The sequence below is a fragment of the Candidatus Paracaedibacteraceae bacterium genome (assembly GCA_019636055.1).
Classification (GTDB): domain Bacteria; phylum Pseudomonadota; class Alphaproteobacteria; order Paracaedibacterales; family Paracaedibacteraceae; genus Paracaedibacter.
Genome location: JAHBYH010000003.1, coordinates 77501 through 98180, shown reverse-complemented (window position 1 = coordinate 98180; position 20680 = coordinate 77501). Strand labels below are relative to the sequence as shown.

At 39.2% G+C, this 20680-nt stretch carries 21 protein-coding genes and 1 tRNA gene; 8 read left to right on the top strand and 14 right to left on the bottom strand.

The features are described 5' to 3' along the window. Positions 1 to 33: 33 nt before the first annotated feature. A complete protein-coding gene (gene murD / locus KF820_06110; GenBank protein MBX3457910.1) occupies positions 34 to 1353 on the bottom strand; it encodes a UDP-N-acetylmuramoyl-L-alanine--D-glutamate ligase in 1320 nt (439 codons plus the stop codon). A 120-nt stretch (positions 1354 to 1473) separates the two neighbouring features. On the opposite strand from murD, the gene KF820_06105 reads away from it, so the two are divergent. Both KF820_06105 and KF820_06100 read left to right on the top strand, forming a co-directional pair. Then, positions 1474 to 2307: a lytic transglycosylase domain-containing protein gene (locus KF820_06105; GenBank protein MBX3457909.1), complete on the top strand. Its 834-nt coding sequence runs from the start codon at positions 1474 to 1476 to the stop codon at positions 2305 to 2307. 49 nt (positions 2308 to 2356) lie between these two features. After that, positions 2357 to 3130, top strand: a complete 774-nt coding sequence (locus KF820_06100; protein ID MBX3457908.1) for a 3-hydroxybutyrate dehydrogenase — start codon at positions 2357 to 2359, stop codon at positions 3128 to 3130. Positions 3131 to 3188: 58 nt separating this feature from the next. Here the strand turns inward: KF820_06100 and KF820_06095 are convergent. Continuing rightward, positions 3189 to 3265: transfer RNA gene (locus tag KF820_06095), tRNA-Arg, on the bottom strand. Positions 3266 to 3369: 104 nt separating this feature from the next. Here KF820_06095 and rlmB point away from each other — a divergent pair. Continuing rightward, positions 3370 to 4101, top strand: coding sequence for a 23S rRNA (guanosine(2251)-2'-O)-methyltransferase RlmB (gene rlmB / locus KF820_06090; GenBank protein MBX3457907.1), 732 nt, complete (start codon positions 3370 to 3372; stop codon positions 4099 to 4101). A 183-nt stretch (positions 4102 to 4284) separates the two neighbouring features. Here rlmB and KF820_06085 read toward each other — a convergent pair whose 3' ends face one another. The 4 genes from KF820_06085 to KF820_06070 all read right to left on the bottom strand — a co-directional run bounded on the left by KF820_06085 (position 4285) and on the right by KF820_06070 (position 5891). Next, entirely contained in the window at positions 4285 to 4827 is a 543-nt protein-coding gene (locus tag KF820_06085; protein MBX3457906.1) for an IS630 family transposase, read from the bottom strand. Further along, on the bottom strand, positions 4751 to 5110 hold the full coding sequence (locus tag KF820_06080) for an IS630 transposase-related protein (protein MBX3457905.1): 360 nt from the start codon (positions 5108 to 5110) through the stop codon (positions 4751 to 4753). The genes KF820_06085 and KF820_06080 overlap by 77 nt, the downstream gene beginning before the upstream one ends. 75 nt (positions 5111 to 5185) lie before the next feature. Further along, positions 5186 to 5500 (bottom strand): septum formation initiator family protein, encoded by a 315-nt coding sequence (locus KF820_06075; protein ID MBX3457904.1) that lies wholly within the window; start codon positions 5498 to 5500, stop codon positions 5186 to 5188. Between the two features lie 79 nt (positions 5501 to 5579). Further along, positions 5580 to 5891, bottom strand: coding sequence for an integration host factor subunit alpha (locus KF820_06070; protein MBX3457903.1), 312 nt, complete (start codon positions 5889 to 5891; stop codon positions 5580 to 5582). A gap of 191 nt (positions 5892 to 6082) precedes the next feature. On the opposite strand from KF820_06070, the gene KF820_06065 reads away from it, so the two are divergent. The 4 genes from KF820_06065 to KF820_06050 all read left to right on the top strand — a co-directional run bounded on the left by KF820_06065 (position 6083) and on the right by KF820_06050 (position 10577). Next, positions 6083 to 6403 carry a glycine zipper 2TM domain-containing protein gene (locus KF820_06065; GenBank protein ID MBX3457902.1) on the top strand — a complete coding sequence of 107 codons (321 nt, stop codon included), beginning with the start codon at positions 6083 to 6085 and terminating at the stop codon, positions 6401 to 6403. A gap of 62 nt (positions 6404 to 6465) precedes the next feature. Next, a complete protein-coding gene (locus KF820_06060) occupies positions 6466 to 7761 on the top strand; it encodes a PQQ-binding-like beta-propeller repeat protein (protein ID MBX3457901.1) in 1296 nt (431 codons plus the stop codon). A gap of 67 nt (positions 7762 to 7828) precedes the next feature. After that, positions 7829 to 9172 (top strand): ribosome biogenesis GTPase Der, encoded by a 1344-nt coding sequence (gene der / locus KF820_06055; protein ID MBX3457900.1) that lies wholly within the window; start codon positions 7829 to 7831, stop codon positions 9170 to 9172. Positions 9173 to 9374: 202 nt separating this feature from the next. Beyond that, on the top strand, positions 9375 to 10577 hold the full coding sequence (locus tag KF820_06050) for an F-box protein (protein ID MBX3457899.1): 1203 nt from the start codon (positions 9375 to 9377) through the stop codon (positions 10575 to 10577). A gap of 33 nt (positions 10578 to 10610) precedes the next feature. Here KF820_06050 and phbB read toward each other — a convergent pair whose 3' ends face one another. The 7 genes from phbB to KF820_06015 all read right to left on the bottom strand — a co-directional run bounded on the left by phbB (position 10611) and on the right by KF820_06015 (position 18036). Further along, a complete protein-coding gene (gene phbB, locus KF820_06045; GenBank protein MBX3457898.1) occupies positions 10611 to 11330 on the bottom strand; it encodes an acetoacetyl-CoA reductase in 720 nt (239 codons plus the stop codon). Positions 11331 to 11434: 104 nt separating this feature from the next. Beyond that, a complete protein-coding gene (locus KF820_06040; GenBank protein ID MBX3457897.1) occupies positions 11435 to 12061 on the bottom strand; it encodes a LysE family transporter in 627 nt (208 codons plus the stop codon). 48 nt (positions 12062 to 12109) lie between these two features. After that, positions 12110 to 13306, bottom strand: a complete 1197-nt coding sequence (locus KF820_06035; protein ID MBX3457896.1) for a hypothetical protein — start codon at positions 13304 to 13306, stop codon at positions 12110 to 12112. A gap of 138 nt (positions 13307 to 13444) precedes the next feature. Beyond that, the gene (locus KF820_06030; protein MBX3457895.1) at positions 13445 to 14677 is read right to left on the bottom strand and encodes a S8/S53 family peptidase; all 1233 of its coding nucleotides are present in this window, start codon (positions 14675 to 14677) and stop codon (positions 13445 to 13447) included. A gap of 175 nt (positions 14678 to 14852) precedes the next feature. Beyond that, positions 14853 to 15800: a GNAT family N-acetyltransferase gene (locus KF820_06025; GenBank protein ID MBX3457894.1), complete on the bottom strand. Its 948-nt coding sequence runs from the start codon at positions 15798 to 15800 to the stop codon at positions 14853 to 14855. Continuing rightward, entirely contained in the window at positions 15797 to 16216 is a 420-nt protein-coding gene (locus KF820_06020; protein ID MBX3457893.1) for a GNAT family N-acetyltransferase, read from the bottom strand. The genes KF820_06025 and KF820_06020 overlap by 4 nt, the downstream gene beginning before the upstream one ends. Further along, complete coding sequence (locus tag KF820_06015; protein ID MBX3457892.1) at positions 16213 to 18036, bottom strand: ABC transporter ATP-binding protein; 1824 nt, start codon at positions 18034 to 18036, stop codon at positions 16213 to 16215. The genes KF820_06020 and KF820_06015 overlap by 4 nt, the downstream gene beginning before the upstream one ends. 129 nt (positions 18037 to 18165) lie before the next feature. Here KF820_06015 and KF820_06010 point away from each other — a divergent pair, with 129 nt between their 5' ends. Next, a complete protein-coding gene (locus KF820_06010; GenBank protein ID MBX3457891.1) occupies positions 18166 to 19695 on the top strand; it encodes a cyclase family protein in 1530 nt (509 codons plus the stop codon). A gap of 413 nt (positions 19696 to 20108) precedes the next feature. On the opposite strand, the gene KF820_06005 is transcribed toward KF820_06010, so the two are convergent. Then, entirely contained in the window at positions 20109 to 20666 is a 558-nt protein-coding gene (locus KF820_06005; protein MBX3457890.1) for a hypothetical protein, read from the bottom strand. Positions 20667 to 20680: the final 14 nt, after the last annotated feature.

The following is a 20680-nucleotide window of genomic DNA, read 5'->3' as shown; positions in this document are numbered from 1 at the left end:
TATCGTTCTTGCAAGGTTGATCCAATCAAATGACTATAGCTTTACAACATAGTCACGAAATACATCACCGCGATGCTCAAAATCACGATATTGATCAAAGCTTGCGCATGCCGGTGATAATAAAACAACCCCACCGCGCTTTAACGCATCCGCATAAGCCTGCCTAAGTGCCGTCTCCATATCGCCGCAATAGACATAGTCAACATGCCCGTCAAGAATTTTTGCGAAAGTTGTTGAAGACTCCCCAATCAAATAGGCTTTTTTCACATGAGACAGCAAGAGAAGTAAACTGTCGATTCCATCACTTTTAGCAACACCACCAACAATCCAATAAATTTGTTCGAAAGCTGATAGAGCATGGGATGTAGCATCAGCATTTGTTGCTTTGGAATCATTGACAAAAGTAACTCTATCGATAACCCGAACAACCTCTTGGCGGTGAGCAAGGCCCGGAAATGTCTCAATACCACGCATAATAGCATCCGGCATCAAACCATAGGCACGACAAATTCCATAAGCCATCGCTATATTCTGATAGTTGTGCTGGCCTTTTAGGCGATCTAACTTAGACAAATCCCCAACAACCAGTCGGTCATCCCCTGTTGCATCAACCAACAAGCCATCGAGAACAAAAATACCGCCCAACAAGGGACGATTAACACTCACCGGAACTAAATACCCCGGATGAACCTCATTCATTTCATCATAGACCTGTAACGAATACGCATCATCAATAGATACCATGGATTTCGGGGGATTTCCTTTACTGGCAAAGATCTTCATTTTTGCATAAACGTAATCTTCCATACTGCCATGTCGTTCAAGATGATCAGGGGTAATATTTGTCCATACCGCATAGTCCAAGGCCAAACAATTCGAGAGATCAAGCTGATACGAAGAAAGCTCTAAAACATAAACTCCTTCATCCGGCAGGGCCGGCAAAGACATGACCGGCACACCGACATTCCCTCCCACAGCCACAGGAACTTGACATTCTTTAAAAATATGTCCGATCAGGGTTGTCGTGGTCGACTTACCGTTTGTCCCCGTAATACCAATAATTGTTGTATTGGGATAAGTTTCACGAAACAAATCCACATCTCCCATTAAGCGGATGTTCATGTCGATGGCTTGCTTGGCAATCGGATGGTTTAGCGGAATTCCAGGGCTTTGGATAACAGCCGTCAGACCTGACATATCTTGATTATCCCAAATATACGCTCCCTTTTGGCATGCCTGATCTATTTTTACTGAATCAGAATCGAGAACATACACACGATGATTTGATTTTAGCAAAAAGTCAACGCACGCCATTCCTGACCGTGCTAATCCGTGAACGAGATATGTTTTCATTTAGTTTTTCTGTCCGGGAGGCTGTATATTTTCTTGATTATAGCTAATTTTACTTTCTTAATTCAACATTAACACTTACCATGCTAGAAATAATTAAGGTTAAATTTTACGCAAATTGATATGAAAATCATAAGACACCTTTTCATCTTATTGTTCTGTACATCTTTTGCTCAGGCTTTATGTGAAGCTTATATCCACCATCATGAACGCCAACATGGCATCCCTCATAATTTGCTGCGTGCTATTTCTCGGATTGAATCAGGTCGAAACATTGCAGGCCAAGGTACAGTTGCTTGGCCATGGACGATCAACGCAAACGGTAAACCGTATGTTCTCAATACAAAAGCCGAAGCCATCGCCAAAGTTCGAGAACTCCGTGCCAAAGGAATTACCAGCATTGATGTCGGTTGCATGCAAATCAACTTACGCCACCACCCGGGAGCCTTTGCATCCCTTGAAGAAGCCTTTGATCCCCAGAAGAACATCGCGTATGCAGCTCAATTTTTAAAAGAAAAAATGGAAGCGCAAGGCAATTGGCAAAATGCAGTTGCTCATTATCACTCAGCCTCAACCGCACACAACCAACCCTATAAGAACAAGGTTATGGCTGTTTGGCAAGAGTTTGGCAACAGCATCGCACCAATGGCAGCCCAACCTCTAAACACCTTATTTGCTATCAATAAACCAAAAGTTGTCAACACCCATTTTATTGGATCAAATGGTCGCAGAATGCCTGTTAACATCAAATTTAATCACTATACAGGGATTAAACACCCCGAACCAAAAGAACCGACTGTCGTTGCACGCACACCAGGAAGCTTAATTAATACAAGCATGACAACATCAGGTGGCGCAAAAATCTATCGCGCCAATACATCCCTAAATTCAAAGCGCATCATCATGCCATTAACAACAGTTCGTCGGGCGACTGTGAAACTTCCCCCAACTCTTTAGTGGATTCTTAAGATAAATCCTCTATCCTTTTATAAAAAGGAGTTTTATCATGACAAAAGTTGCATTAATTACAGGATCAACCAGTGGTATCGGCCTTGGAATCGCCAAAAAATTAGCATCAGAAGGCTGTCATATTATACTTAACGGATTAAACACCCCTGACGTTCCAGATGTTGTCAAAGATGTCGACAACCTGGGAACAGGCAAAGTTTTATTCAGTGATGCAGACATGTCTAATCCCAATCAGATCGAAAATATGATGCACATGATTGAGAATAAGTTTGGTCAAATTGATATCGTCGTGAACAATGCCGGCATTCAATTTGTCTCACCAATTGAAGAATTCCCCGTTGCTAAATGGGATAAAATCCTTGCTATCAATCTATCTTCAGCATTTCATATTATTCGACTTGCTATTCCTATGATGAAGAAAAATGGATGGGGACGCATTGTTAATATTGCATCAGCTCACGCCCTTGTTGCCTCGCCTTTTAAATCAGCCTATGTTGCAGCAAAACACGGTATCGCCGGATTAACAAAAACCGTCGCCATGGAGGTTGCAGAGAATAATATCACGTGTAATGCGATTTGTCCGGGTTATGTTCACACCCCCCTCGTAGACGGGCAAATTGATGCAACGGCAAAAGCTCGTGGCATTACGCGTGAACAAGTTATCAAGGATGTTATGCTGGGTGAACAACCAACAAAAAAATTCGTTGCCGTTGAAGAGATTGCCGATCTGGTTTTTTTCCTATGTTCGGATTCAGCATCATCAATGACAGGGACATGTTTACCCATTGATGGGGGATGGACAGCTCATTGATCGAGCAAAGCACCACGGAGCAAAAAAATATTAGAGGCTGTCACTTTAAATAGGAAAATGGCGCACCCGAGACGATTCGAACGTCCGACCTTTGCCTTCGGAGGGCAACACTCTATCCAGCTGAGCTACGGGTGCATTTCCTTCTTTATAGCCTATATTCTGAGCTGTGCCAAATGCTATTTGTTGCAACTCACTTTACAGAATGTTATTTTGTTGAAAACAATGAAAGTTAAATCCCAATGAAACATCATTCTTCTAAATATTATATGTATGGCGCCCATCCATGTACAGCAGCACTAACAAACCCTGAGCGTCAAATAGATGAGGTTATTTATATTAATGATAAGATTTTGGATAAGCTCCCTACGCTTCCCAAAACCATGAAAACCAGAAAGGCCGATAAAAACTGGTTTGATAAAACATTAGGTATCGATGCTGTCCATCAAGGAATTGCCCTGCGCATCAGTGCACGAGATTCTCTTGGTATTGATGAGCTAGCTAATGAACCCGAAGTAAACCAAATGGTTATTGTCCTTGATCAAGTAAGCGACCCCCATAATGTGGGTGCGATTATCCGAACTGCCGCCGCCTTTGGGGCAAAAGCACTGGTCATGACTGATCGCCATGCCCCCGATGAATCCGGTGTTTTAGCAAAATCAGCATCAGGAGCCCTTGAACTCGTCCCTATCATGCGCTATGCCAACCTAGCAAATGCCATCAAAGAATTAAAAGAAATTGGTTTCTGGATGTACGGTTTTGCTGAAAGTGGTGCAGAAACACTGAATGAAGCTAAATTCTCTGGGAAAATTGCTCTTATTATGGGAGCAGAAGGCTCAGGAATGCGTGATCTAACCAAGAAAAACTGCGATTTCTTAATTCGCCTAGAAACAGCAGATCAATTTTCAACATTAAATGTTTCAAATGCCGCAGCCATCGCTATGCACCAAGTTTTTTCAAGATTTAAGGGATAAGGTTTTTTGAAATAACTTGGATATGCTGTGTCAAAGATTCTCTGATAACTGTTGGCAAAGAATATTCAGACATAACATCCTCGTAACAGGGGATAGCTCAAACCCCCAAAATTATATAGAAAAACATATATTTAGCATAATAATATATATCTTAATATATATAGTCAGAACAAAATAAACCGGTTATAAATAAGTCGTTAAAAAGAGTTGTTCTAATGAAAGTCCTGTTTTACGTCTTAATTTTTTTGCTTGAGCCCATTTTTTCTCGATAGGATTGAGATCTGGGGAATAGGGTGGCAAATATAATAACTTATGCCCTGCATTTTCTAGCATTTCATATATAAGCGGACTTTTATGAAATGTGGCATTATCCATAATTACAACGCTTTTAGGTGGTAATTTTGGGATCAAATCTTGATCCACCCACGCATTAAAAACTTCTGTATTCACACTGCCGTTCAGTAAAGTGACTGTTAGCAAAACCCCTTTACACAAAGCCCCGATTACATTCGTTCTTCCTTTTGCTCCCCAATCCTGCAGACCATAACATTTCTGTCCTTTCGATGAATATCCATGTGTGCGAGGCATATCATGGGCAAACCCACTTTCATCTATGAAGACTAAAGGAAGTTCATCCTTTCTTAACTCCTCAATTGTTTGACAAAACATAGACCGCTTTTCGGGATTCGCCCTTGGGTGGTTTAGAGTTTTTTTTATAGGAAACACCTAATCGTTTAAGGGCATAGTGAATGCACATTTGACTAACCTTGAATCGTTCTGCTCGCTCATATTGGTACGAATCTGGATACTTCTCCACATCTTGTTTCAAGAGATCCATGTTAATGGCTGTGGCAGGTTTATTACGACTCAGTAAGGGGGATAGCCTTCGATGCCATCTTACTAATGTCGTTTTTCCTATCCCAAAATATTTTGCTGTTTCCTCGTAGGTAAAACCTTCTCTTGCTTTTACCTCAAATACTTTTATACGAAAATCTATTGAATACGTCATTTAGAAAATTACTCAAACCTTTTTCTAAAATTATAGCCTTTTTATTTTGTTTTGACTATAATTTACACAAAAAATTTACCCTAATTCATCATCACGGATAATCACTTCATCTTTATGCACAAAATTTAATTTTTCTTTGGCTTGTTCTTCAAGCATATCAGAATCCAGACTATCGGGACGCATCAACCGTACGTTCCGCTCTAGGCTATCTTGTTCTTGTCTAACGGTATTAAGTTTTGTTTCAGCAACACTAATCTGTTGTTGAAGGCGACGCCACGCCAAAATTCCCCTATCCCCTTGAATAATATGGTAAACAAAGTACACCAGTAAACAAACAGAAACAACTGGACCAACAACATGTTGAAATCGGGATATGACGTCTGGCTTCACAAAACTTAACCCAAAAATATAACTCTTTAATTTAAAGTGTAATATAGCCCCATGGGGTGAGTCTAGGGGCCTTAGATCCTTAAGCTGCTTTTTTATTTACGACAGGCATAACAACACTTTTAAAGATTGGGGAAGCCTTAAAGCTAATGACATTGCGCGCCGTAATCTTTGCCTCAACACCAGTTCTTGGGTTACGACCTACACGTTCATTTTTTTCACGAATATTAAAAGAACCAAAACCAGAAATCTTGACTGAATCACCTGTTGCAAGAGTCGTTGTGATAACATTAAGAACAGACTCTAACATTTTAACGGCAACGATTTTATCCAAATCAAAACGATCAACAAGATTGGCTACCAAATCCGCCCGTGTTATTGTATTGTTTGACATCTTATATTCCTCCAGTTTTTTGACTATATCTACGCTATTTGCCCAAAGAAATCAACAACAAACTATAGTTGCCTAACTCAGTTTTCTGAATAATAACACCATAAGTCAAATAGAATTTTAAAATTAAGACTATATTAATCTATGTGACCTAAAATACTTGGAAGATAGACTATATTTTCGGAGAAATATCCATGAAATATTACATAATACCCGTTGCAATCATTGCTTTATTGTCGGGATGTGCCAATCAGGGTGGTGGCATTACCAAGCAGCAAGGCGGCACAGTTATCGGTGGTGCGACCGGTGCCTTAATCGGGTCGCAGTTTGGCCATGGATCAGGACGCGTTGTCGGAGCCGGCGTTGGCGGCGTTCTCGGTGCACTTGCCGGATCTGAAATAGGTAAATCGATGGATCAACAAGATGAAGCCAATCGCCGTTACTATCGAGACGACCGTTACGATGACGACTATGACAGGCGTGGTCGAAAACGAGTTTATTACTACGAGGATTAACCTCGACATCGGTTCTTCAATTAGGTATAACTGAAGGTAAGTTAACTTCAGGATATCACACCATGATGAACCGTATTTTTTTACTTTTAACAGCAACAACAATTTTAACATCATGCGATACTTTTTCGTCAAAACCACCGCTTGAAGGGAAACGGGAAAGCATCTTCACGCAAGAATCAACTGTCAAATCAGAAAGTACAGTCGGTAAAGCATTACTTACGCTGGGAACGCCTCATAAAAACAACAGCTGGTCTGTCCCCGGTGGTTCTCTTGACCATACGCTAAGTAATTTAGCATTAAGCGCCCATCCAAAGAAAATTTGGTCGTCCTCTATCGGATCAGGGAATTCATCAAGTCAAAAACTAGTTTCAAACCTCGTTGTCGACAATGGCGTTATTTTTGGCATGGACACCCATGGCCAAGTAACCGCTTTATCCCTAAACGATGGACAAAAATTATGGTCAACAAATACCTCACCGGCAGGGTCAGAATCAGAAACACTCGGCGGGGGTATTGCGATTAACGGATCAAAAATAATAGTCACAACATCCTTTGGTGACATCCTTGCACTTGATGCTAAAACTGGCAAAGAATTGTGGAAACAATCGCCTCAGACGCCATTCCGCATTGCCCCAACAGTTACAGGCAGCACAGCAATTGCTGTAAACGTTGCCAACGAAGCACTTGCCGTTGACACATCGAATGGAAATATTAAGTGGACACATATCGGCTTGCCTGAAGCAACAGGATTATTGGGTGGTGGTGTTCCCGCTATTTCTGGGAATAAAATTGTAATCCCGTATTCAACGGGTGAACTCTATGCCCTTGATTTGTCTACAGGCCAACTTCTTTGGGTTGAGGCTTTAAATCCGGCAACCGCTTTTGATCCCCTATCAAGCATCAGTCACATTCGAGCAAGACCAGTTATCTTGAATGGCAAAGTTTATGCCATTAGCCATGGTGGCCGCATGGCAGCCTTTGATTTGAATACGGGATCCAAACTATGGCAAAAGGACATTGGCGGTGTTAGAACACCAGCAGTCTACGGCGGATACATGTTTATGGTCACCAATGAAAATGACCTTGTTTGCCTTGACAGCACAACAAGTAAAATTATTTGGGCAAAGGCTCTTACCTCTCCTGCAGGCGAAGAAAAAACCGTTTGGGCAGGCCCTATACTGGCAAATGGCAAATTAATTTTAACGAACACCAAAGGTGATATCGTCTTCTTTAACCCAACTGACGGCACTGAATCATCCAAAATCAACCACGGGGATTCGTTAGCACTCTCGCCTATTGTTGTGGATGGGAAGTTAATTGTTTTATCCGAAAATGCCACAGTTACAGCTTACAGCTAAGATAAAAAGGTTGAACTTTCAACCTTTTGCCCCCACTTAAATATAAACAAATTAAGACACTAATATTATCATGAAGATCGCAATCATCGGCCGCCCTAATGTTGGAAAATCAACACTTTTCAATCGTTTTGCAGGAAAACGCCTAGCCCTTGTTCACGACATGCCCGGCATGACTCGAGATCGCAAGGAAACAGACGGTAAGTTGTATGACCTGAAATTCAAAATTGTTGATACAGCTGGATTAGCAGACCCGGATTCTTCAGAACTCACCAAACGGATGTTTGATCAAACAAAAATAGCGATTGCTGAATCAGATCTCGTTCTCTTTGTGATTGATGCTCGTGAAGGGATCACTCCATTTGACCAAGAACTAGCAGGAATGTTGCGCCGCCAAGAAAAACCAATTATCGTGCTTGCCAATAAATGTGAAGGACGCAACGGAGAAGCAGGATACGCCGAAGCCATGGGACTAGCCCTTGGTGAGGTTATTGCGATCTCTGCAGAACATGGCGAAGGTCTTTATGATCTGTACGAAACAATGGCACCGTATTTTTCTGACTTTGATAAAACTGGAGACGACGTTGCTGCTACAGATCGTCCTATGAAATTAGCGATTGCAGGTCGCCCTAACGCCGGAAAATCAACATTAATCAACCGCTTGATTGGTGAAGACCGCCTTTTAACAGCAGACATGCCAGGCGTAACACGCGATGCAATTACAATCCAATGGTCCTATAAGGATACTCCCATCGATTTGATTGATACAGCCGGCATGCGTCGTCGCAGTAGAGTTGACCACTCATCAGAAAAACTTGCCGTTATGGATACACAACGATCGATTAATTTTGCTGAAGTTGTCGTTCTTGTTGTTGACTCAACATGTCCTTTTGAAAAACAAGACCTCACCATTGCTTACGACATTGTCAACGAAGGTCGTGCCTTAGTCTTAGCCCTTAACAAATGGGATAAAGTTGAGGATAAATCAGGACTATTAAAGTCTATTCAAGAAAAACTAGACAATCAACTGACTCAGGTACGGGGTATCCCATGTATCCCAATTTCAGCTCAACATGGCCGAGGGTTAGATAAATTAATGGAAGCAGTCATGTTGATGTATTCAAACTGGAATCGACGCATCTCTACAGGACAGCTTAATAAGTGGCTGAGCTTTGTTGTTGAAAACCACCCTGCCCCTGCTGTTAACGGTCGCCGAATCCGTCTGAAATACATGACTCAAGCAAAAACACGCCCACCAACTTTTGCTGTTTTTGCATCTCAGGCTAGTCAATTACCAGACAGTTATTCTCGTTATCTGATCAATAATTTACGAAAAGATTTTAAGTTAGATGGCGTACCAATTCGTATTTTTGTTCGCGGTGGTAAAAACCCTTATGACGACAAAAAAAAATAAACTGATTAACACAAAAAGCGAAGTGTATACTTAGTACATGAGCACCACAGTAACGCTATCGGAGAGTCAAATAGAATGAGGATAACATTCTAATTCTGGTCTCTTACTGAATAGCAAACAGAAAAAATTTAAGTTAAATGCTTGTAAGTTTATTACAAAAATATTTATAATTATATTATAAATAACAAATGAGATTATTATAATGAAACATCTACTTTCTTTAATAATCTTAGCTGCTACTCTTAGCCCTTTATCGTCCCAAGAACATCAAAATACCTATCAGCTTAATTGTACTGATATTATTCCAAGCGAGCTCTTTGTCAAAATTTTTAGCTATCTTGATAAAGGAGATCAAGTCGGACTAAAAACCGTATGCAAAACCTTTCACATCATCGCCTCTGATACGTTATTGCTCGGGCCGGTCACCCCCATATCAATCAGACCAACCAATGGCAATCTTATTATACCATCCGTTTATCAGGCTGTTCAAATTATCGGAGACACTCTTCCTCAAACTCTAGAATCATGGGGAGAATACCCAAGCATTCATAGCTTATCGATTACCACAACAAGCCAATCGTTCAATCCGTCACAAATCTTCCCCCATTTCCCTAATATAGAATATCTCTATATACAAACCCCATGGCAATTAGAGCCATCGGTTTCAATTGTTGAAAATGATATAATGGTCGAAACCACAGGATTTTCTTTTGCAAACATACTTCCTTTTCCGATTGCACGATTAACAGTATTACTCTTCCAAAACGGCCTTCAATCAACCCTATCTCGATTCCGGACAATTCCATCGGACATCTTACTAGAAACAGCATTAACCCTAGATCTCGCAGCGACTAAAGCATGGCGTCTCATCGGGCTGGGCAAAACTCACCCAAACCCAGATGATATAGACTACATCCTGATGATGGTGACGGCACCCTGTGTTGAACGCACAGACATTATGCTTAAATCACGACTCAAAATCATGAAAATGATTTTAGGAAATGATATCCTCTCCTTTAGAGAGTGGGATCTATTCGAACAAATAAAGACACTCTTGAAGTATTCAAAAAACAAGACAACTGTCAGGGATCAATTAATATCAACAATAGCAGATATAGCTCCGCATCTGCGTGTCAGTTTTATTCGCAGTCTGTCACAACTCGCCACAACTCCGGATAAATTGACTCAATTCATTCAGCTCATAAACAGCTCGTGGATGACGCCCCAATTAAAATCGTTCATTGCACTTAAAATGCAAATGACTATTCTGCAAACGCCTCATGATGAATTAGTAAGGGGAAAACGTCAATTTTACTCTACGGCTCTCAGATCATCTATACTAGGATTAAAATCTGAAGATAAAAGACGCACATTTTTATCCGATGAAATCTTAGAACAACTATAGCCATTCCAATTAGAATGGCTATAAAAAACCAATCTAGGCCATATACTGACCACCATTGGCAGATAAGGTTGTTCCAGTGATAAACCCGGATTTCTCACAGGCAAGAAAAACCACAGCATTAGCAATCTCCTCGGCCTTACCAAGACGGCGCACAGGGATCTGAGCAATAATACTTTCAAGGACATTTTCAGGAACGGCACGCACCATATCAGTATCGATATATCCCGGGGCAATAGCATTAACTGTTATTCCTTTATTGGCACATTCAAGAGCAAGCGCTTTAGTAAATCCAATAACACCCGCTTTTGCCGCTGAATAATTAACTTGGCCGATCTGCCCTTTTTGGCCATTAATGGATGAAATGCTAATGATTCGCCCAAATCCACGGTCCCGCATCCCGTTAATCACACAATGCGCCATATTATAACAGGACGTCAGGTTGGTGGCAATCACAGCATTCCACATATCAGGTGTGGACTTATGCAAAAAGCTATCACGGGTAATTCCGGCATTATTGACCAAAACATCAATGCGACCATATTTTTTTTCGATGTCTGCAATATTTTTCTGACAGACCTCATAACTCCCCACATCCCATTTCATAACGTCAATAGAGTGGTCAGCAGCAAATTTATTAGCAACATCATCGTTACCACCATAGTTTGCAACAACAGTATATCCGCTTTCTTTCAAAGCAATGGAAATTGCAGCACCAATCCCCCTAGTTCCACCTGTAACAACAGCAACTTTCATATCATACCTCTCGTTCTTATTTATAGAATACATGATTACTAAAATAATACGAAAATATTTAATAAATTCTTTTGTTTAGATTAAAAAAGTATGAATAAACGGGATTACATAAAGATAAATCTCACCCCTAATCCCAAAAGAATGAGACCACATAATCGACTAATCCAATGGGCTTGAGAGGCAAACTTTTCGCGCGTTGATTTTGCTGTAAGAACAAACGCCACGATACTAAACCACAGCACAGTTTCAACAAAAACAATTGCAATATACGATATCATAATAGGAACAGGCACATCAGAAGATATTGCCACAGCAAATAAACTGATAAAAAACATGGCACATTTTGGATTTAAGAGGTTTGTCAAAACACCGTTAGAAAACCCTTGGCGCCCCCCAATATCTTTACGGTGGCGCAAGCTTCCCAGCTCAAGTCCCTCCTTTTTAGCCATAAGCCCTTTGACTCCTAAATAAATCAAATAGGCCGCCCCTAAATATTTTATAACATCAAGAACCCAGGGGTAGTCATCAAGAACAACTCCCAGCCCCAATAACGTATAGATGACATGAATAATAGCACCAAAGGCGATGCCAACCGCTGTGAATAGCGCAGTTCGGCGAGAGTATAAAAGACTATTTTTTAGCACGACAGCAAAATCAGGCCCAGGACTGATTAAAGCAATCAGGTTGACAGTCGCTAAAGTGGCAAGACTCTGATAAAATGCAAGAAACATTTAAACTAACCCTTTTTACCCCATGCAACCATAAACACAGCAACAAATCTAGCTGTTTTTTGATGAGCTCGGTGATACAATTTGCCTCTGAGCATCACGACGCACCAAACGTGGTTCAACCAACTTACCAAAAGGATGCTGTTTAATAAAATCTGGTTTATAAGCAGCCCCCCGTTCATCTAGGGTCATTTTTGTTTGACCATTTTCCATAATAGGCTCACCATTATCATCCAATACAGCAATTAAATGCCCGGCAAAAGCACCATATCGAGCACTCAATCCTCCTGTTTTTCCAAGCTGAAGTTCACCAGGCACACGAATAAAATGCTCTGGCGTTAAATCAGGGGAAGATAATTTCTCATCAAGAAGAATGGCGATCTGTAATGCCTGCACATCGCTTTCAGGATAAATAGTTATAAATTTTCCCTGTTGCGTTACATCCTTATTTAAACGCTCTAGGAATGCGTTAGAACCAATAATTTTATGCGCAAAGTTATGTTGTGCTAATAACGGTAAAACGATAGTTGCCACTTTTAAGGCTGAATCTGATTTTGCGGAAACGTGCAACTTCCACCCTTGCTGAAGGGTTGGCTCTTTATCTGGGTCACTCTTCTTTCGAATTAAAGCAACAAAATTATCAATTGGTACACCAAAAAGCCTTTTCGTAAATTCGTCATATGACTCAGCTCCCTCAAACAAAATAGAAATTGCACTCGGATTATGATCAAGCCATACCTGTCGACATTTTTCATGATCTAAACCGTTATCCGTCATAAAAAAAGCATCAAATAGTCTATACTCATGTTCTTGGCTTAAATAGGTATATTGCGCAATTAAATTCAGAATAGTAGATATCTTTCTCTTATCTTGAGATTGATTATTGAGCTGCATAACATCAACTAAAGCAATATAGCATGCTGTTAAAGCATGAATTGTTTCATCATAGGGATACAAGTTTTCAAGATTTAATTGATCATCCCTCATTTCATCTAAGTTATGTTTTAAATCTATAGCTCTACTGATAACATCATCAACCCGAGCTTGTATCTCTGTTATTTGTTTGGAAGCAAGATTCTTTGAATCTTGTTGAATTTGTTCCCTGACCTCTGTCGGCATACGCCTATGCCCCAAAAGACGAGTAACTAAAGCATTTTTCTCAGGAATTTCGTAGTCATGATCCGCAGAAAAAGCAGTTGTGGTCAATATACATAGAATTAAGAAAAAACTGAAATAATGATTAAACATTTTTACCATCTTATTGTTTATAAACTAACATCGCACTATAGTATATAGAGATCAAAATAGATTAATACCAATACTTAAATGATATTTATTTGAGGCTATACATAGATTTGAGACAAACGATCTAAGTAAAAACCTCCATCATTCTGCTGAATAATAAAAACCCTTGAGTAAATACACCTTTTTATTTTCTAAATCTTGATTATAAGACATCAAATAATAACTATACGCCACAAGCCAATTTAAATATCTCATAGTTAAATAGCAACCAATTCCCCACTGATTTTTCTGAAGATTTGACGCCATACCGGACAAGACAAAACCAATATGATCACGAAACCTGACAAACCTTAGATATTCAGCCTCATGTTTATGATGAAACCATTTTTGTAAATATCGATAAGCACAAACTCGATAGGTAAAATCCGTGTCTAAGATACCGCATCCATATTTAATCAGAACGTCTCCATTGAGGCCCACAATTTTATCACAAGATTCCCTGACGAGTTGGGAAATTTCATCAACAGTTAGCAATGGAAAATCAGTTGCAATTCTCGCGATAAGACCAGATACAGCCGGAGCCGCCATAGATGTCCCCGAACATATACCATCCCCATCTGGTTGCAGCGATGTTGGGACATAGGATGAAATATCATCTCCAGGAGCCGTAATAAAGTATGGAGCAATCTTTTCATCTGCATACGCGGAAAATGGTGCTAAACTTGTACCATATTCACAATGCACACTATAAGCCCCGACGACAATCAGCCTACCCTTTGCTTTTTTTGCTAAGCTAATAACACTCTTTGTATAGGAATCACTCGAGTAACAGTTCCCGGTATTCCCAGAAGACAATACAATAATCTTACCAGAAGCCATCACGTCTAACATTGCTTTTTCAATGAGTTTATGGATAGGCTTCCTATGTTGCCTGCCCCCAAAACCCCATGACAAATTCACAACAGCGATATCTGAAAGACTACGTACATAATTTAAGGCATACATAAAATCCAATCGACGATCAGACTCATTGCTAACTTTTACAGGAACAATAGATCGTACAACACCCCCCTGAAATTTACCGAAATATTGAGCGGCAATTCCAGAAACATGGGTCCCATGAAAGTTAGACCGACCTGTTGATGCGATTAAAGGTTCATCTAAACGATCGGCATAGTTTTGATGACTGTCATAGGGAGCAACTGCATAGAATCCCGCACTCCGATCAATAACAGCATCTAATTTCGGGTGATTAACTGCAAAACCTGTATCAATAATCGCTATTCTTTTGAGTCTCGATGGAGCAGATTCCCCCTCATAAGAAAAAGTAATCTGAAAGAACAATACGACACAAAAAAATAAAAATTGAGACATTAATTAAAGCTAACTATAAAACCATCGTGACTATATAGATATTATTTACCACAATAAATCCTATCTATTCTATCCCCAAACAAACTAATACAGTCGAAATGTTGGCAACAAGATTGCACAGGATTGTCGATTGTGATTCTAGGCTGACTGAAAGAGAATCATCGGATGAAAGGATTCACAACATTTTACCGACAGGAATATCATGAGAATCAGATTCATATCCATCAGGATCAGCAAATGGCATTTCTGTATAACCGTTTTTAAGGTAAAGTCCTAAGCTTGTTGCTCGAGATTCGGCATGAACACTCTTAATACCAAGTTTTTTCAACCATTTCTCAATTAATATTAAAAAATGGCTCCCTATACCTTTGTTCTGATACGCCTCGTCAACAGCAATGATCCTTATGGCAGCCCGCGATTCTTGCCAAAACTGGATATGCGCATATCCTATAATCTCTGTCCCTTGATATAAGACAACATGCCCATGTTCTTCATGATTAAACGTCCACGTATAAGGATCATCTATCCCATGAGGGCCAAAGAAGTAAGTATCACGGAAATATTGAGCAGCTCCCCACTCTATCTGGTCATTACATTTTATAATCCGCAATCGATTAAAACCTGCTTTCTTTAAAACATCCCGAATAAAATCCCCTTTACGCAACGTATAGTTGGGAAAACGAGAATTCTCTCGGATAAATGATGTCTCATCTTGTAAAAGATCTTGCTTGAGACGAGCATAATCATCACGTGTTTGAGGATGGGATCGCAGATAATCCCTAAACATCAGATTTAAATCAATCTCTGCGTGGTTCTCTTCAAAAACATGCAAATTGACACTATAATCACTGCGTTTTGTAAAGCCATACTGGCACGGGATATTCCACTCTCCCTTATAAGTATAACCATGCTGTTCAAGAGGTTTGATCGATACATCACCATCTTTAACGACAGCAATAATATCAATCTTAGGTTTAGCGCTCAACGCTGGCACAGATGTTGAACCAACATGATGAACGGCCAAACAATTATCGCCCAGAACTTGTTTTAAAAGAGATGTCTCTTCTTCAAAAGCCTTAGACCAAGTGGGGTTATAAGGAACAACCTCGATTTTCTTTTTCATAAGCTTTTCCTTAAAAATAAACAGCTTGAGTTTTTGGTATAACCCTGTCTTTCAAAATCAATGATATATCCTAACTTCTCATAAAAAATTACAGCATCTTGAAAACTCATTGTTGAGACAGTTGCGCTATTACACTTCAATTTCTGCCCATAATCATGAACGGCTTTCATCAATTTTTGACCGAGTCCTTTTTTCCGAAAATCAGGATCTACCCATAATTGATCCGTGTAAATGCTGCCAAAAATCACACTCCCATTACAACCAGCAATAATTTGATTCTGATCATCCCGCATAAAGAATGCAAAACCAAAAGCATCATCAAAGTCAGGTGTTTCTTGGTTGATTTTTTCTGTTAGAAAATCAATATCTGCCATGTCTGGAGATGATGTAAATTGGACATCAAGTAAAGTTTTCATAATTTATCCCCCAAAAAACCACCAACTTGTGCATCCCACAGGTTTCTATAAAGCCCGCCATGGCCAAGAAGTTCGGTGTGAGTGCCATCTTCCACAATCTTTCCTTTATCAAAAACCAAAATACGATCCATATGTAAAAGAGTCGACAACCGGTGGGCAATGACGAGCGTCGTTTTTCCGTCCTTACCTAAAGCCTTGTTATGACTATTCATTAATTGCAATAAAGACCGCTGGATTAGATTTTCCGTAACTGAATCTAGCTGTGATGTTGCCTCATCCAGGATAAGAATGGGCGCATTTTTTAAAATAGCACGAGCAATAGCAATCCGTTGGCGTTGTCCACCCGAAAGTTTAACCCCTCGTTCTCCAACCAGTGAACCATAACCTTGCGGCAATTTTTCGATAAATTCATGGGCATGGGCTTTTTTAGCCGCGTCAATAACGTCCTCATCTGTTGCATCAATACGGCCATACCGTATGTTTTCCATCAAACTTCTATGAAATAGCGATGGGTCTTGCGGAATCATACCGATATTCTCTCTCAAACTATCTTGAGTAACATCACGAATATCCTGACCATCAATCAAAATAGCCCCATCTGTCACATCGTAAAGCCGCAGGATTAAATTGACGAATGTGGATTTCCCACCGCCTGAATAGCCAACCAGACCTACTTTTTGTCCTGCCGGGATCTCAATAGATTTGTTTTGAAAAAGCGGATCCGTTCCGGAACACGCCGAAGCCTCGTGCGAAGACGGTTTGTAATGAAATTTGACCTTATCGAAAGTAATTCTGCCCTCAGTACAAATTAAATCTCTGGCGTTTGGTTTATCCTGTATCTCCAGCGGCAGCATGAGAGACAGTAAGCTCTGTTTACACCGACCGACAGCCTGATTAAATTCATCAACTTGCGACATCGTAAACCACATCATATGGCCTGTTTCCATCGAAAGCCCTAAGATCAAGGCAAAATCACCGACTGTGATCAGCCCTTTTCCATAAAAACGAACTAAGAAGAAGGTTGAAAAACCCATCATAACGGCAATGAGACCGCCTTGAATACAGGCAAGAACCATCGAGTATAAATAAGTCTGCGTATAGGCTTGTTGCTGTCGCCCCAAAAAAGGGAGTAGTCGCACATTCTCAAAAGATTTGCGTGAAAAAATCCGAACATTATTATGGTTCGAGAGTGAATCAACCAGTTCACCGACAACGACGGATTCATTCTCAGATAGTTTATCAGACAATATGACCAGTCTTTTGGACATAAATATGCTAAACACCGCAAAAAACATAAACCAAGCAACAAGTATAAGGCAAAATATTGGATTAACAAAATAAGCAGCAATAAAGGCCATAACTAACAAAGAGGTTCCACGCAAGAAATTTGCTGAACTAAATGTTATAATTTGAGTAATCCCATCAACTAAATTGGTAATTTGCTTGGAAAGTTTACCGGACAATCGAGTTTGATAGAACTCATGAGAATGCGATAACGCATGATCCAACATTTGCGCGATAATTTTATTCTGTATGACCGGAACAAATTTTGCCCAAACATAGTTAATGCTTCGCCAAGTCACATTATCAAAAATGACAAAATTCAAAACGACTAAGCTTGTAGGGATGATTAAGATTGAAATATCCCCGTTTGTTACAGACGGAAGTAAATTAATTACTTCTTTGATAAGTATGTTATTAAATGGGCCCCAAAAACCGGCGGCTATACTACACAATACACTAATGGCAACAATAAATTTATGTGGCTTTAGAAAATGCCATATAAATGAAAAGAGTGTTTTAGGTAACGAGTAATTCATGTTTATCCCCATGATAATTATTGAAGGTTATTTTGCTAGAAACGCAAGGGGTAAAAATTATAGTACTCAAGGTATAGCCATGTTACAATCATAAAAATAATCCCTAAATCACCTAGACTCCTTTTTAAAATGGTATTCCCATATAAACTTATAGATTTAACACATACACTCAATAGTAACATCCCCACTTGGAATGGCCATTGTGGGTTTAATCATGATCTACACCTCGATTATGCCGATTGCAAAGGCGACGATAAATTTCGCGTCATGAAACTAAGTATGCACGCAGGGATTGGCACCCATATGGACGCACCGAGCCACTGTATTTCTGGCGGACTGAACATTCATGACTTTGATGTCAATGATTTAGTTTTTCCCTGTGTCATGATTGATATTTCCGATAAATGCCATGAACGTTATAGCCTGAGTATACAAGACGTGATGGATTTTGAAGGTACGTATGGATCTATTACAAAAGGTTCGTGTGTGATGATTCATACTGGATGGAGCAGATTTTGGGACGAGCCGTCAAAGTATCATAATAACTATATGTTTCCATCTATTTCTGAAGAAGCCGCAAAATTACTACTGGACCGAGGCGTCAATGCGTTAGGAATCGACACACTGTCATCCGATCGCCCAGAGGATAGTTTTAAGGTGCATCAAGCCTTTTTAGGTGCAGGGAAAATCCTGATTGAAAATGTCGCCAATTTAGACCAGGTCCCCCCAACAGGTTGTTATGTTATGGCACTTCCTATTAAAATACAAGATGGCACAGAGGCCCCCATACGGTTGGTTGGGTTAGTTGAGAAAGAGAATTACCAAAAATTTCTCAAGCAGTCTATCGAAACACTAGATGAAACTATCTATGATGATGAACACGAAATTCCCAAATTTATTGCTTTGATAGATTCATATCTAGATCTAGTCACAAAACTGAGATGGGAAAATCCAAAACATAATTTTCCTGAGTTAGGCAAAACATTGTTACCATTAAAAGCGTTTTTATATAACACTGACTACGCAAAAATAAAAGTTTCTTCTAAACATAGTGAAGATGATTCCAAGGGTATTGATGCAATAGTTTACAATACAATCTTAGATGAGGTGGGTATATCTATTCAAATTAGCTATGCTACAGAGGGTCAGCAAGAACATCTACTATACACAGCGTTAAAAGGATCAAACCAAGTTGCTATGTCAGCAATAGGCAAAATGTTTAGTGAAGAAAAACATATGAAAAAAGATTTACATAACAAACATCCTGAACTTAAAAAGACATCTCGAGAAGAAGATTTTAAGTATGCTCAGGCATTTGGACTGAGCAAAGAAGAAGCCCTTATCAACGAGTATTATAAAAAAATTAGACTACATGATGGCCGTGAAATGTATCAAGAACGAACAATAGCAAAAGATATTAAATATATAATTGACAGCATAAGCGATCTAATAGTATCGACAATTTCAAAAAAGCAAGAGAAGGAAAAAACATACAATATTCTTTTAATTGCCTTTAGTGACGGCATTATAAATAGATCTGAATCTCAATTACTATATAACGCGCTGAGATCTAAGTTAGAACATAAAAATAAAAGCGAAATCTACGTAGCAGGCATATCTAGACAGGATGTAAGCAAATGTATTTTTATTAAGATCTGATTTAAATTAACTATGTTGAGAGAGCACAAAGATACTAAGTCAGTCTACCTTAGAATAGATTCATGAAATTCGATAGTTTTTGTAAGAATTCCGAAGGTCATTCAGATAATTTAAGATCCACTGCAATAAAATTAGTATTACCAGACAATATTATTCAGGGAGCTTAAAGAAGGTGCAGACCTAAAACAGATATAGAAGTAAGGATAGGCTTAACAACATATTCTTTCCCTATTTGGTGATTTAAACTCATCCTAGGGTGATACCTGACCTATCTTATATACTTACAGGAGACTTCACAACTTGAATTGAAGCTAATAAATACTTATGAAAAAATACTTGAGAGTATCCATTAGAGATACCCCATATCATTTTAGGGTAGGTGCTGATCTTGGCAAGATTACCTCTCACTGATTCTAATAATAGTTTAACTTTCCAAATTGACTGATATCCATATATTTCTCCATTTTATGGAAGGCTTGCTTTGCAGTTTTGTCACATTTTCTTTGAAGTTGTTTAAAGATTATTGCATTTTCTTTTGCTTCTGATGAAGAAGTTGCATTAGTTAAATTTATGATAGTAGGAATATGCTTTCTTATAGCGTAAAATTCATTTTTTGCACTAGGAAAAATTAGGCTAGCTTCAACTAATAATAAGTCGATTTTCTCGTTCTCACGAAGTAAGTCAAAATAATCAACGGAAGAGAAGTTTTCTTCTTCATAAAGACTAATTCTATCATATTCCTCTGATACACTTAGTTCAGGATAATAATTACCATCACTAGATAGCTCATGAGTAAAAAATCTTAATTCAGATTGCAATTTCTGAAATAATGCCTTTCTTCTATCTAATGCTCTAAAATTTATATCTACATTAAGTACTCTAGTACTCTGCTGTTGCGCACGCGAAGCGAAAAAAATAGTTGCAATCAAAGTTGCAAATATTAATATATTTTGAATCGTCATTCCATCCATAATAATTACCCCTT

What these genes read in the sequence shown, in the direction of transcription:
- KF820_06080 (MBX3457905.1), bottom strand. Translation starts at nt 5,110, where the DNA reads ATGACGTATTCAATAGATTTTCGTATAAAAGTATTTGAGGTAAAAGCA.
- KF820_06005 (MBX3457890.1), bottom strand. Translation starts at nt 20,666, where the DNA reads ATGGATGGAATGACGATTCAAAATATATTAATATTTGCAACTTTGATT.
- KF820_06070 (MBX3457903.1), bottom strand. Translation starts at nt 5,891, where the DNA reads ATGTCAAACAATACAATAACACGGGCGGATTTGGTAGCCAATCTTGTT.
- KF820_06035 (MBX3457896.1), bottom strand. Translation starts at nt 13,306, where the DNA reads ATGTTTAATCATTATTTCAGTTTTTTCTTAATTCTATGTATATTGACC.
- KF820_06050 (MBX3457899.1), top strand. Translation starts at nt 9,375, where the DNA reads ATGAAACATCTACTTTCTTTAATAATCTTAGCTGCTACTCTTAGCCCT.
- KF820_06040 (MBX3457897.1), bottom strand. Translation starts at nt 12,061, where the DNA reads ATGTTTCTTGCATTTTATCAGAGTCTTGCCACTTTAGCGACTGTCAAC.
- murD (MBX3457910.1), bottom strand. Translation starts at nt 1,353, where the DNA reads ATGAAAACATATCTCGTTCACGGATTAGCACGGTCAGGAATGGCGTGC.
- KF820_06020 (MBX3457893.1), bottom strand. Translation starts at nt 16,216, where the DNA reads ATGAAAACTTTACTTGATGTCCAATTTACATCATCTCCAGACATGGCA.
- rlmB (MBX3457907.1), top strand. Translation starts at nt 3,370, where the DNA reads ATGAAACATCATTCTTCTAAATATTATATGTATGGCGCCCATCCATGT.
- KF820_06065 (MBX3457902.1), top strand. Translation starts at nt 6,083, where the DNA reads ATGAAATATTACATAATACCCGTTGCAATCATTGCTTTATTGTCGGGA.
- KF820_06015 (MBX3457892.1), bottom strand. Translation starts at nt 18,036, where the DNA reads ATGAATTACTCGTTACCTAAAACACTCTTTTCATTTATATGGCATTTT.
- KF820_06010 (MBX3457891.1), top strand. Translation starts at nt 18,166, where the DNA reads ATGGTATTCCCATATAAACTTATAGATTTAACACATACACTCAATAGT.
- phbB (MBX3457898.1), bottom strand. Translation starts at nt 11,330, where the DNA reads ATGAAAGTTGCTGTTGTTACAGGTGGAACTAGGGGGATTGGTGCTGCA.
- KF820_06105 (MBX3457909.1), top strand. Translation starts at nt 1,474, where the DNA reads ATGAAAATCATAAGACACCTTTTCATCTTATTGTTCTGTACATCTTTT.
- KF820_06025 (MBX3457894.1), bottom strand. Translation starts at nt 15,800, where the DNA reads ATGAAAAAGAAAATCGAGGTTGTTCCTTATAACCCCACTTGGTCTAAG.
- KF820_06100 (MBX3457908.1), top strand. Translation starts at nt 2,357, where the DNA reads ATGACAAAAGTTGCATTAATTACAGGATCAACCAGTGGTATCGGCCTT.
- KF820_06030 (MBX3457895.1), bottom strand. Translation starts at nt 14,677, where the DNA reads ATGTCTCAATTTTTATTTTTTTGTGTCGTATTGTTCTTTCAGATTACT.
- KF820_06060 (MBX3457901.1), top strand. Translation starts at nt 6,466, where the DNA reads ATGATGAACCGTATTTTTTTACTTTTAACAGCAACAACAATTTTAACA.